The 12,327-nt window shown below is 69.5% G+C and carries 12 protein-coding genes; 8 read left to right on the forward strand and 4 right to left on the reverse strand.

Annotation, left to right across the window (positions count from 1 at the left end; translation table 11 throughout):
• From VSO01S_RS23895 to VSO01S_RS23925, 7 genes are all read left to right on the forward strand, one after another.
• On the forward strand, nt 1-612 hold a 612-nt coding region (locus VSO01S_RS23895; protein ID WP_506016908.1), incomplete at its 5' end, for a 5-oxoprolinase subunit C family protein.
• Nucleotides 602-1,339, forward strand: a complete 738-nt coding sequence (pxpA, locus tag VSO01S_RS23900) for a 5-oxoprolinase subunit PxpA (RefSeq protein ID WP_068645284.1) — start codon at nt 602-604, stop codon at nt 1,337-1,339. The genes VSO01S_RS23895 and pxpA, both read left to right, overlap by 11 nt.
• A 6-nt stretch (nt 1,340-1,345) precedes the next feature.
• The gene (gene pcp, locus VSO01S_RS23905; RefSeq protein WP_068645285.1) at nt 1,346-2,032 is read left to right on the forward strand and encodes a pyroglutamyl-peptidase I; all 687 of its coding nucleotides are present in this window, start codon (nt 1,346-1,348) and stop codon (nt 2,030-2,032) included.
• A gap of 46 nt (nt 2,033-2,078) precedes the next feature.
• Nucleotides 2,079-2,753: a response regulator transcription factor gene (locus tag VSO01S_RS23910; RefSeq protein WP_068645286.1), complete on the forward strand. Its 675-nt coding sequence runs from the start codon at nt 2,079-2,081 to the stop codon at nt 2,751-2,753.
• Entirely contained in the window at nt 2,740-4,158 is a 1,419-nt protein-coding gene (locus VSO01S_RS23915; RefSeq protein WP_068645287.1) for a sensor histidine kinase, read from the forward strand. Before VSO01S_RS23910 ends, VSO01S_RS23915 begins: the two co-directional genes overlap by 14 nt.
• 119 nt (nt 4,159-4,277) lie before the next feature.
• Nucleotides 4,278-4,997, forward strand: coding sequence for a TerC family protein (locus tag VSO01S_RS23920; protein ID WP_068645288.1), 720 nt, complete (start codon nt 4,278-4,280; stop codon nt 4,995-4,997).
• Nucleotides 4,998-5,032: 35 nt separating this feature from the next.
• Nucleotides 5,033-5,470, forward strand: coding sequence for a universal stress protein (locus VSO01S_RS23925; RefSeq protein ID WP_245684311.1), 438 nt, complete (start codon nt 5,033-5,035; stop codon nt 5,468-5,470).
• 8 nt (nt 5,471-5,478) lie between these two features.
• On the opposite strand, the gene VSO01S_RS23930 is transcribed toward VSO01S_RS23925, so the two are convergent.
• Nucleotides 5,479-6,198 carry an alpha/beta fold hydrolase gene (locus tag VSO01S_RS23930; RefSeq protein WP_153305401.1) on the reverse strand — a complete coding sequence of 240 codons (720 nt, stop codon included), beginning with the start codon at nt 6,196-6,198 and terminating at the stop codon, nt 5,479-5,481.
• 147 nt (nt 6,199-6,345) lie between these two features.
• Here VSO01S_RS23930 and VSO01S_RS23935 point away from each other — a divergent pair, with 147 nt between their 5' ends.
• Nucleotides 6,346-9,672, forward strand: a complete 3,327-nt coding sequence (locus VSO01S_RS23935) for a hypothetical protein (RefSeq protein ID WP_153305402.1) — start codon at nt 6,346-6,348, stop codon at nt 9,670-9,672.
• Nucleotides 9,673-9,682: 10 nt separating this feature from the next.
• Here the strand turns inward: VSO01S_RS23935 and VSO01S_RS23940 are convergent, their stop codons facing one another.
• From VSO01S_RS23940 to VSO01S_RS23950, 3 genes are all read right to left on the reverse strand, one after another.
• On the reverse strand, nt 9,683-10,603 hold the full coding sequence (locus tag VSO01S_RS23940) for a dihydrodipicolinate synthase family protein (protein WP_068645290.1): 921 nt from the start codon (nt 10,601-10,603) through the stop codon (nt 9,683-9,685).
• On the reverse strand, nt 10,600-11,730 hold the full coding sequence (locus VSO01S_RS23945; protein WP_068645291.1) for an aldose epimerase family protein: 1,131 nt from the start codon (nt 11,728-11,730) through the stop codon (nt 10,600-10,602). The genes VSO01S_RS23940 and VSO01S_RS23945 overlap by 4 nt, the downstream gene beginning before the upstream one ends.
• On the reverse strand, nt 11,727-12,327 hold a 601-nt coding region (locus tag VSO01S_RS23950), incomplete at its 5' end, for an SDR family NAD(P)-dependent oxidoreductase (protein WP_068645292.1). The genes VSO01S_RS23950 and VSO01S_RS23945, both read right to left, overlap by 4 nt.

A 12,327-nucleotide genomic window follows, 5' to 3' on the forward strand; every position in this document is an offset into this window, starting at 1 on the left:
AGCACCGACCTGAAGGCCGGCTTCGGCGGGCTGGAAGGCCGCGCGCTGCGCAAGGGCGACCGCCTGCCCATCGGCGCCTCGGTGCTGGGCGCATCGCAGCTGACGCGCAGGCCCTTCGGCGTGCATCCGCCCGCGTGGGGCGACGCGCCCGGCGAGCCCATCAGCCTGCGCGTGCTGCCCGGCCCCGAGTCGGAGCAGTTCCTGCAGGCCGCGCACAAGCTGCTGCATGGCGAGACCTGGCGCATCACACCCCAGAGCAATCGCATGGGCAGCCGCCTGGCGGGGCCGGAACTCAAGCGCCGGCGTGGTGCCACCGACATGCTGTCGGCCGGCGTGGTGCCCGGCACCGTGCAGGTGCCGCCGTCGGGCCAGCCGATCATCCTGATGGGCGACGCGCAGACCACGGGCGGCTATCCGCGCATTGCGGTGGTCATCCGCGCCGATTTGTGGAAGCTGGCGCAGGCGCCGCTGGGCGCCCTGCTGCGGCTGGTGGCGGTGGACGAACAGTCCGCACTCGATGCATGGAATGCCCGGCAGCGTTATCTTGCGCAAGTGGCACAGGGCCTGGGCTTCCTGGGCTGGCCCGCAGGAGAACGACACGATGGAAATTGACCTGAACGCCGACCTCGGCGAAGGCGCTGGCAGCGACGAGGCCCTGCTGGGCCTGGTGAGCTCGGCCAACATCGCCTGCGGCTGGCATGCCGGCGATGCGAAGACCATGCGCCAGTGCGTGCAATGGGCGCTGGAGCACGGCGTGGCCATCGGCGCGCACCCGAGCTTTCCCGATCGCGAGAACTTCGGCCGCAGCACCATGCACCTGCCGCCCGACGAGATCACGGCTGGCGTGCTCTACCAGGTGGGCGCGCTGGCCGCCATCGTCAAGGCCGAAGGCGGCACGCTGGCCCATGTGAAGCCGCATGGCCAGCTCTACAACCAGGCGGTGAAGGAGCCCGAACTGGCCGCGGCCATCGTCGAAGCCGTGCGCCGCTTCGACCCCTCGCTCAAGTTCTTCGGCCTGGCCGGCAGCGGCATGATCGACGCCGCCCGGCGTGCCGGCCTCACGCCGGTGGAAGAGGTGTTCGCCGACCGTGGCTACCTGCCCGACGGCAGCCTGGTGCCGCGCAGCCAGCCCGGCGCCCTGATCGAGGACGAGGAGCAGTCGCTCGCCCAGACCCTCTCGCTGGTGCGCGACCACCAGGTGCGCGCCATCGACGGCAGCACCGTGGCCGTGAACGCGCAGAGCGTGTGCCTGCATGGCGATGGCGCGCATGCGCTGGCGTTTGCACGGCGCATCCGCGACCGGCTCACGGCCGAAGGCATCGCCATCAGGCCTCGCTGAAGCGGCATGGCCGGCGCCCGCGTCCTCGTCACCGGCTTCGAGCCCTTCGACCGCGACAGCATCAACCCGTCGTGGGAAGCGGTGCGCGCATTGGACGGGTGGGGCTTCGACTTGCCGGATGGCCGGGCCGTGCAGGTCCACGCACGCCGGATGCCCTGCGTGTTCGGCGCTGCACTGCAGGCACTGGACGAGGCCATCGACGATGTGCGGCCCGAGCTGGTGCTGGCCATCGGCCAGGCCGGTGGGCGCAGCGAGGTCACGCCCGAGCGCGTGGCCATCAACGTGGACGACGGCCGCATCTGCGACAACGCCGGCTGCCAGCCGATCGACCTGCCGGTGGTGGAGGGCGCACCGGCGGCCTACTTCTCCACGCTGCCGATCAAGGCGCTGGTGCGCGACATGCGCGCGGCCGGCATTCCGGCTGCGGTGTCCAACAGCGCTGGCACCTTCGTGTGCAATCACATCTTCTTCGGCCTCATGCACCGGATCGCCACACGGCCCTTGCCCGGTGTGCCGGGCGGGCTGCGCGGCGGGTTCATCCACATTCCCCTGCTGCCGGAGCAGGCGGCGCGCCTGCCCGGCGGGCTGCCCAGCCTGTCGCTGGACACGGTGATCGAAGCCCTGCGCATCTCGGTGCGCACCGCAATGCGCGTGCGCGAGGACGTGCGCGAAACCGGCGGCACCTTGAATTGACCGCCGTGGCGCTGCGCCTGCGGCCTTGGCGTTAGCATCCCCAGCCATGCGAATACTGCTCGTGGAAGATGACCGGGTGCTGGCGGACGCGCTGTCGCGTGCGCTGGTGCAGTCCGCCCATGCGGTGGATGTGGTCTCCTCGGGCGAAGAGGCCGACCACGCACTGGCGCTCGGCATCTACGACCTCGCCATCCTGGACATCGGCCTGCCGGGCCTCTCCGGCCTGGAAGTGCTGCAGCGCCTGCGTGCGCGCAAGTCCACCACGCCGGTGCTGATGCTCACCGCCTTCGACACATTGGCCGACCGCGTGCGCGGCCTGGACCTGGGCGCGGACGACTACCTTGCCAAGCCCTTCGACCTGCCCGAGCTCGAGGCGCGGGTGCGCGCGCTCCTGCGGCGCAGCACCCAGTCCACGCCGTACCTCGAACACGGGCTGCTGCGCTTCGACACCGTGGGCCGCCGCGTGTACTACGACAAGAAGCCGCTGGACCTGTCGCCGCGCGAGCTGGCCGTGCTCGAGCTGCTGCTGATGCGCGCCGGCCGCGTGGTGAGCAAGGAGCACATGGTCAATCACCTCTACGGCTGGGGCGACGAGGTGGGCGACAACGCCATCGAGGTCAACGTCTACCGCCTGCGCAAGAAGCTGGAGCCGCTGGGCTGCGAGATCCGCACCGTGCGCGGCATGGGCTACCTGATCGACACCCACGATGTGGAGGCCTGAGCCTCGGCTCCAGCGCAAGCTGCTCGCGTGGCTGCTCGGCCCGCTGGCCGTTCTGCTGGTGCTCGACAGCGCCGCGGCCTACTGGCAGTCATTGCGCCTGTCCAACCTGGCCTACGACCGCGCCCTGTACGAGGTGGCGCGCGAGATCGTGTTGCATGTGAAGCTCGATGGCGACAAGCCCCGGCTGGAAATGTCCGAAGCGGCGGCCAACGTGCTGCTGCTGGACCAGGAGGACCAGCTCTTCTATCGCGTGGTCAGCGAGGGCGGCCTGCCGCTGGGCGGCAATGCCGACATGCCGGCGCCCAAGGTCGACAAGGCGGCCAAGCCCTACTTCCATGCCGGCGAGGTGCGGGGCCAGCCGGTGCGGATGATGGTGGCCTGGATGCCGCTGGGCGCCGACGCGGGCCCGCCCCTGGTGCTGGTGCAGGTGGCCGAGACGCTGAACAAGCGCTCGCAATTCACCTGGGAGATGGTGGCCAGCGTGGTGTTGCCGCAGATGCTGCTCATCGTGATGGCCACGCTGGTGGTCTGGTTCGGCGTCTCGCGCGGGCTGGCGCCGCTGCAGCGGCTGCGCCGCGCGGTGTCGGACCGCTCGCACCTGGACCTGAGCCCCATCGACACGCACGACGTGCCGGGCGAGGTGCGTCCGCTGGTGGACGAGGTGAACGAGCTCATGGCGCGACTGGGCCGCACCTTCGATTTCCAGAACCGCTTCGTGGCCGATGCGGCGCACCAGCTCAAGACCCCGGTGAGCGGCCTGAAGGCGCAGATCGAGCTGGCGCTGCGCGAGAACGACCTGCCACGCGTGCGCCATTCGCTGGCGCAGCTCTACATCAGCGCCGACCGTCTGTCGCGGCTGGTGCGGCAGCTGCTTTCGCTGGCGCGCAACGAACCCGGCGCGCTCGACTCCATGCAGCTGCAGCCGCTGGACCTGAACGCGCATGCGCTGGAGGTGAGCATGGACTGGGTGCCGCATGCCCTCAAGCGCGACATCGACCTGGGCTTCGAGGGCGCCGGGCATCCGCTGATGATCGATGCCGACCCCGACCGCCTGCGCGAGCTGGTCAACAACCTGATCGACAACGCCATCCGCTACAGCCAGCAGGGCGGGCGCGTGACGGTGCGCACCGGCCAGACCGCCGACGGCCAGTGCAAGCTCGCCATCAGCGACGACGGGCCGAGCATTCCGGTGCCCGAGCGGGCGCGCGTCTTCGAGCGCTTCCACCGCATGCTGGGCACGCAGGAAGACGGCAGCGGCCTGGGCCTGGCCATCGTGAGCGAGATCGCCACGCTGCACGGCGCGCGCATCACGCTGGAAGAAGACACCGACGGCGTGGGCAACACCTTCAGCGTGTTCTTCCCGCTGCGCCCGGGCGCAGCCGCCGCGGCCCTGTCAGCTGGCTGACAGCTTCCCGATAGGCGGCTGACAGCCAGCCGGCAGAAAGGTGACAGGGCGCCTCCCTAAGCTCGAACCAGGCGGAACCGCGCGGTTCCGAAACATCGTTCGAGCCTCAAGGAGACACCGTGTCATTTCTATCCAGCCCGGATTTCTGGGTCGCCCTCTCGCAGATCATCCTGATCAACATCGTGCTCAGCGGCGACAACGCCGTGGTGATCGCGATGGCCTCGCGGGCGCTGCCGCCGGCCCAGCAGAAGAAGGCCATCATCTTCGGCAGCGTCGGCGCCATCGTGCTGCGCGTGGTGCTGACCTTCTTCGCCGTGTACCTGCTGACCTTGCCCTACCTGAAGCTGGTGGGCGCTGCGCTGCTGCTGTGGATCGGCGTGGGCCTGCTGCAGGGCGACGACGGCGAGGAAAGCCTCGAAGGCCATTCGGGCCTGTTCGCCGCGATCAAGACCATCGTGGTGGCGGACCTGGTGATGAGCCTGGACAACGTGGTGGGCGTGGCCGCCGCGGCCAAGGGCAATGTGCCGCTGCTGGTGTTCGGCCTGGTGATCAGCATCCCGCTCATCATCTTCGGCAGCACCATCATCCTGAAGCTCATGTCGCGCTTTCCGATCATCATCACTGCCGGCGCCGCGCTGCTGGGCTGGGTGGCCGGCGAAATGGCCATGAGCGACCCGGCCATCCATCACTGGGCCGAGCAGCAGCACATGCTGCACTGGCTGGTGCCTGGCGTCGGCGCCGTGCTGGTGGTCCTGGTGGGCAAGTGGCTGGCCAGCCGCGCAAAGGAGCCGAAGGCAATCGAGGCCGGCGAACGGCCGGCGGACCAGCCTGCCGCCTGAACGTGCGGGTATTGCGTGAGCCGCTGCGCCGCCCCATGAGCCGCGTCCTGCTGCCCGTCGACCCCGACCAGCCGGCGCGCACGCGCTCGGCGATCGAACAGGTGCTGCGCATGCGCCAGACCGGGCCGGTCACGGTCCGCCTGCTGCGGGTACAGCCCAAGGTGTCCGGCCATGTGGCCATGCTGTTCGGTGCGGCCGAGTTGCGCGAACTGCAACTGAGCGCCGGCGCTGAAGAGCTCCAGTTCGCGCAGAAGCTGCTGGACCTGGCCGGCGTGCCCTACCAGAGCACGGTGCTCATCGGGCGCAGCGCCGAAACCATCGTGACGGCTGCGCGCGACTATCACTGCGACTGCATCGTGTTCGGCAACGACTCGGACAGCCTGGCCGGCAAGATCTTCGGCTCGCTGGCGCAGCAGGTGCGCCAGATGCTGGATGCGGCCGGCGAGGGCCAGGCCCAGGTCATCGGCTCCTGAACGCTGGATCAGGCCGGCAGCACGAACTGCTGCAGCCAGTCGCCCAGCACCGCGTTGACGTAGCGCGGTTTTTCCATGGTGAGCATGTGGCCGCACTCGGGCACCCAGCGCAGCACCGCGCCCGGCACCAGCGCGGCGATCTCGCGTGACATGGGCGGGGGCGTGAGCAGGTCGTTCTCGCCGCACATCACCAGCACGGGGCAGCGCAGCTTCGGCAGGTGCGGGCGCTGGTCGGGGCGGTGCATCAAGGCGCGGTTCTGCCGGATCAGCTGCTGGGCGCCGGCATCCAGGATGATGGTGAGGTAGCGCTGCACCAGCGCCTCGTCGTCGGCCTGCTTCGGATGAAAGGCGAAGGCGATGTTGGGTTCCAGCACCTCGCGCAACTCGCCGCGCTCGAACAACTCGATGGCGTCGGCGCGCAGCTGGTAGGTTTCGGGTGATTCGGGCTGCGGGTTGGTGCCCAGCAGCGCCAGGCCGGCGACGCGCTCCGGCGCCTGGCGCGCCACCTCCATGGCGATCATTCCACCCATCGATGCACCGCACAGCACCAGGGGCCCCGCGTGTTCGCGCAGAACGGCCGCCGCCATCTCCTCGATGCGCGCATGGCGCGCGTGCGTGTCGCTCACGCGCGGCGAGAGCCTGGCAGGAAGGACGGGCATCTGGGCTTGCCAGAGGCGCTCGTCGCAGGCGAGGCCGGGCAGCAGGACAAGGGTCGGAGTCGTGGACATGCGGGCGATTCTGCGCGAAGCGGCGCGCCTGCGCGTGCGGCGGCACCGGCCTTGAGCCATACATGCTTCTTCCACCGTTTGGTGGATGCGCAAGACTGGTCCCAGGTCTAAAGTGAGCGCCTGCCTTCGTGATGCGCGAGGTGTGCCATGGACAAGGAATCCAGAGCTGGCGGCGGCCCGTCTCCCGGCGGAATCGTTGCGATCCTGATGCTCACCGCCGGTGTCCTGTTCATCCGCGAGGCGCCGCTCGAAACCACGCGCCTGCCGGTCAACGAGCCGCGCATCCAGCAGGGTGTCGGGCAGGATGTCGACGCCCGCCTCTGGCAGGACCCTTTCGGTGCGGTGGCCCGCGCCCGCGAAGAGGCCTACAAGCTCGACCGGGAGGAAGCCAGGAACGCCGACCTGCGGCATGACGCCCAGAGCGTGCAGAACTCGATCGCCACGCGCATGCTGCACTCGGGCCGCACGGTCGAGATCTTCGGCGTGATGCTTCCGGGCGGCCCGTACTCCGACAACGTGGAAACGCGGCGGCGCGTGCGCTATGCCGTGCTGGCGGGCCTCAACGCCAGCCGCCTGGCGCCGGTGGATGGCGAGCACCTGGGTTATTTCTTCCCGGCCGGCGCCGGCAACAAGACCGATCGCAGCCTGCCGGAAATCGTGCCTTACGAATGGTTCGAGCCAGCGCCCGATTCGCGCTTCGCCATGAGCGACCAGGCGTCGATTCCGCTGGTGCTGGTGCTCTGGCTGGACGGCGACGTGATGTACGGCCAGCCCCTGGCCAAGCTGCGTTCGCTGGTCGCCAAGTTCGAGGCGCAGACCCTGAGCTGGCGGGTGCTCGGGCCGGGCGGCTCCGACGGGCTGCGCGAAATGCTGGGCGAACTGGAGCGACAGGGCATCGACCAGCCGTTGACGGCGGCCTACGCGAAGATGCGGCTGCGCTTCTATTCTGCCTCCGCCACGGCGCCGGACGAACGCATCTTCGGCAAGTCCCTGCCTGCCGACACGCCGACCTTGTCGGATTTCCTGGCCCGCTACAACGTGCAGCTGGTGCGGACCATCGGCGACGACAGCGCGCTGGCCGATGCGCTGATCGCCGAGCTGAAGCTGCGCGGACTGCAGGCCGGCACGCGAGAAGATCCGCAGGCTTGTGACATCAACAAAAGCCGCAGCGGTTCGAAGCTCAGCCACATCGGCGTCATCTCGGAATGGGACACGCTGTACGGCCGGACCCTGCGGCGCGAATTTCGTGCCTACCCGGGCATCGAGGGCTTCTGCGTGCACCGGTCCAGCTACGTGCGCGGCCTGGACGGACAACTGCCGGCCGGCGGCAGCGACGGCTCGGCGAGCAAGGCTGCGGCATCGAAGCCCGGAGGCGCCGTCAAGGAGGAAGGCCGCCGCAACGACGGCACCTTCATCGAAATCGCCGAAGGCCAGAGCCAGTTCGACTACCTGCGGCGCCTGGCGCTGCGCATGGCCGAGCTGGACCGGCAGATCCGAAGCAACAGCCCGGACGGCACCGGCCTGGCCGCCATCGGCGTGCTGGGGTCCGACGTGCACGACAAGCTGCTGGTGCTGCAGGCCTTGCAGCCGGCCCTGCCCAACGCCATCTTCTTCACCACCGACCTCGATGCGCGCTTCCTGCATCCGCGCGAAACGGCGTGGACGCGCAACCTCATCGTGGGATCGAACTTCGGGTTGCGCCTGTCCGACCGCTTCCAGGCAGGCCTGCCGCCGTTTCGCGACGGCTACCAGAGCGCGGCCTTTCTCGCGACCCTGCTGGCCGTGGACGACACAAGGCGCGCGCTGCGCTCGGAGGTCAACAGCACGCCCGACGATCCGCTGGACGCTCCGACGCCGCAGAAGACCATCCTGGGCTGGCTCGCCAAGCCGCGGATCTTCGAGATCGGCCGCACGACGGCCTTCGACTTCAGTCCGGCGCCCCAGCCGGTGCCGCCGGCGGACGGACTGGACGGCGCCGCACTGGCGGCGATTCCGGTGGCCGCGGCGCAGGCCGCCGCACCGGTCGAATTGCCCCGGCGCACGCGCTGCGAGGGGCCCGGCTGGCGTGCCTGCGGCGATATCCATCCGGACCGCAGCCCCGCGTATCCCGAACTGTCGCGGGCCACGCTGATGCTCGTTCTCACGCTGCTGATCCTGCCGCTGTGGCTGCCGCCGATCCTGCTGAGCCGCGCGGTGCGCCAGCGGCTGAATCGCCGCCTTTTCCATGACGCAACGCCGCGCGTGCGTGCCATGCGCTGGGCCGGCCTGGCCTTGCTCCTTGCCTTTGTGCATCTCGCACTGCCGCTGTGGTTTGCGGCGCGGTGGGATGCGTTCGCGGGCTGGCTCACACGCGATGGCAAGCCGATGGTGGGGCTGGAAGGCATCAGCATCTGGCCGACCGAGGGCTTGCGCCTCGTCACCCTGCTGCTGTGCGTGTACCTGATCTACGCGGGTTGGGTGGCGCTGAGCCAGAACCTCGACGACATCATCGCACGCTTCCGGCTGGGCCGCACGCGCCGCGAACTGGTGGCCGAGCAGGTCGAGCTGGAGCGCCACCTGCCTTTCTGGCAGCGCCTGGCCAACATGTTCTCGCTGCGCTTCGTGCAGCCCGTGGGCATGGGCAGCAGCACGGGGCTCAGTGCCGACTCGATCGACTTCTGGCGCCGCTACATCGTGCAGAACCGCATCGGCGCGCGTGCCACGCGGACCCTGGCCTGCGTCGTGCTGGCCCTGGCCGTGAGCTGGTTCCTGAAAGAGGCGCTGCACGACGTGCGGTTCGTTCCGCAGCGCGGCCAGCTGTCGCTGGCGGTGCACGAGTGGCTGCACCTGCTCATGTTCCTGGCCATGTACTTCCTGGTGTTCTTCGTGGTGGACGCCACGACCTTCTGCGTCGGCTTCGTGCGCGGGCTGCGGGTGCACGGAGCCAACTGGCCGCCAAGCACCTTGGCCAAGTTCGAGCAGGACCTGCACATCCCGCGCAGCTACCTGGACAACTGGATCGACCTGGAATTCATCGCCTTGCGCACCCGATGCGTGACGCGGCTGATCTACTTCCCGTTCATCGTGCTGTCGCTGTTCCTGGTCTCGCGCAGTGCGGCCTTCGACGACTGGTACATGCCGGCGATCGGCATCGTACTGGCGGTGCTGGGTGCGTCGGTGGCCCTGGCCTGCGCCGTGGTGCTGCGCTACTCGGCGGAGGCCTCGCGCCGCTTTGCCATGGAACGGCTGCGCGACGAGATCACGCGGCTCAGCGGCGATGCGCCGAGCCCTCGCCGCGACGGGTCGCACCATGCGCGCCCGAACGATCCGCCCAAGGCAGCGCAGCTGACGCTGCTGCTGCAGAGGATGGACCATCTGCACGAAGGCGCTTTCGCGCCCTTCTGGCAGCAGCCGCTGCTCAAGGCGGTGCTGCTGCCGTTCGCGACGCTGGGCGGCACCAGCCTGCTGGACTACCTGGCGCTGGTCAACGTCTGAGCCGCCGCGGCTATCGGCCCCAGCGCAGCACCAGCGGATCCAGCCGCCGGGCCGTCTCCAGCAGCCCCGCCCGCACGGCCGGATGCAGCGCCGGAAACGGATGCCGCGGCGCCTCGCAGGCGATGACGCCGCCTTCCTTCATCAGCGCCTTGGCCGCCAGGAAGCCGGCCTGCCGGTTCTCGTAGTTGATGAGCGGCAGCCACTTCTCGTAAGCCTGCGCCGCTTCCTCGAAACGCCCGGCGCGAAACGGATCGACGATCTTGCGGATACCGTCCGGAAAGCCGCCGCCCGTCATCGCGCCGGTGGCGCCGGCCTGCAGGTCGGGCAGCAGGGTGATGCCTTCCTCGCCGTCCCAGGGGCCTTCGACGGCATCGCCGCCCAGGCGGATCAGCTCGCGCAGCTTGCTGGCCGCGCCGGCCGTCTCGATCTTGAAGTAGCTCACCTGCCGGATCTCCTGCGCCATGCGCGCCAGGAACATCGCCGACAGCGGCGTGCCGGCGACCGGCGCGTCCTGGATCATGATCGGGATGTCGATGGCGTCCGACACGCCGGCATAGAACTCGTACACCTGCGTCTCCGACACGCGCAGCGTGGCGCCGTGATAGGGCGGCATCACCATCACCATGGACGCGCCGGCCTCCTGCGCACGGCGGCTTCGCTGCGCGCACACGGCGGTGCCGAAGTGGGTGGTGGTCACGATCACCGGCACGCGGCCCGCCACGTGGTCGAGGATGGTGGCGGTGAGCACTTCGCGCTCGTGGTCCGACAGCGCGAACTGCTCGGAGAAGTTGGCCAGGATGCACAGGCCGTTGGAGCCCGCGTCGATCATGAAGTCGACGCAGCGCTTCTGGCTGGCCAGGTCGAGTTCGCCGTTGTCGGCAAAGGTGGTGGGCACCACCGGGAAGACGCCCTGGTAGCGGGGAGAACTCATGGTTGGATTTCCTCTGTTTTCTTCTCGAACGGATCTTCGTGCGCGTCGAAGGTGCAAAAGCGCATCACGGTGCTGCTCCTGAAGACGTCGCCGGCGGCCAGCCGGGTGGACGCGAACTCGGGGCGGTTGGGCGCATCCGGAAAGTGCTGCGTCTCCAGGCACAGCCCGTCGCCTTGCCGCAGCAGCGCGCCGTGCGAGCCCTGCAAGGTGGCGTCCAGGAAGTTGCCTGAATAGAACTGCAGCCCCGGTTCGGTGCTGTGGATGTCCATGCACCGGCCCGACGCCGGATCGGCCAGCCGCGCCACGGGGCGCAGCACGCCATCGGCGGACTCGTTGGCGTCGATGGCGAAGTTGTGGTCGTAGCCCCGGCCCCGGAGCAGCTGCTCGTGCGCTTCGCGGATGCGCTCGCCGATGCGCGCGCCGCGGCGAAAGTCGAAGGGCGTGCCGTCCACCGGCGCCAGGCCCAGCGGAATGAGCCCCGCGTCGACCGGGCAGTAGCGGCTCGCTGCGATGCGCAGGCGGTGATCCATCACGTCGCCGTGGCCGCGCAGGTTGAAGTAGTCGTGGTGGCTCAGGTTGACCACCGTGGGCTTGTCGCCTTGCGCTTCGTAGTCGATGCGCCACTGCGGGCCCGGGCCGAGCGTGTAGCGCGCCTGCACCCGCAGCGTTCCGGGGTGGCCGCCTTCGCCGTCGGCGCTGGTGTGGCGCAGCACGAGCGCCGCGCTGCCGTCCGCACCCAGGGGCTGGGGCTCGATGCCCCACCATTGCTTGCCAAAGCCCTGCGTGCCGCCGTGCAGCGTGTTGCCGCCGTCGTTGCGGTCCAACTCCACCATGCGGCCGTCGAGCATGAAGCGCCCGCCGCCGATGCGGTTGGCATAGCGCCCGACGAGGGTGCCCATGTGCGGATTGCGCGCCTCGTAGTCGCGCAGCGTGGGCAGGCCCAGCACCACGTTGGCGAGATGGCCTGCGCGGTCGGGCGCTTCCAGCGCCGTGACGATGCCGCCCCAATTGATGGCGCGCAGCACCAGCCCGCCGGCGCGCAGCGTGTATTCGCGGACCTGCCGGCCGTCCGACAGCTCGCCGAATTCGCGTTGCTCGATTCGTGCCGCCTCGGGCAAGCCGCTCAAGTCCAGCCCCCGTCCACGACGAAGTCCTGCGCGGTGCACATGGCGCTGTCGTCGGCCGCCAGGAAAAGCGCCATGGAGGCGATGTGGTCGGGCATGAGCAGCTCGTCGATGCACTGGCCCTTGGCGATTTCCTCGCGCGAGGTTTCGGTGACCCACAGCTTGATCTGCCGCTCGGTCATCACCCAGCCGGGCACCAGCGTGTTGACGCGGATCTTGTGGGGCCCCAGGTCGCGCGCCAGGCTGCGCGTGAGGCCCTGCACCGCCGACTTGGAGGTGGTGTAGACCGGCATGCCGCCCTGCTTGAGCTTCCAGCTCACCGAGCCGAAGTTGACGATGGAGCCGCCGCCGGCCGCGCGCATGTCCGGCGCCACGGCCTGCGCGGCAAAGAACTGGTGGCGCAGGTTCACCGCCACGCCGGCGTCCCATGATTCGGGCGTGGTCTCCTCGATGCTGTGGCGCGTGTCGTTGGCCGCGTTGTTCAGCAGCACCGTGATCGGCCCGTGGGCGGCGCGCACCTGGTCGATGGCGCTGCGCAGCGCGGCGATGTCGGTGAGGTCCGCGCGAAGGAACAGCGGCGCGTGCCGCGCGCCGGCGGCC

The organism is Variovorax soli NBRC 106424, assembly GCF_001591385.1.
GTDB classification, from domain to species: Bacteria; Pseudomonadota; Gammaproteobacteria; order Burkholderiales; family Burkholderiaceae_C; genus Variovorax; species Variovorax soli.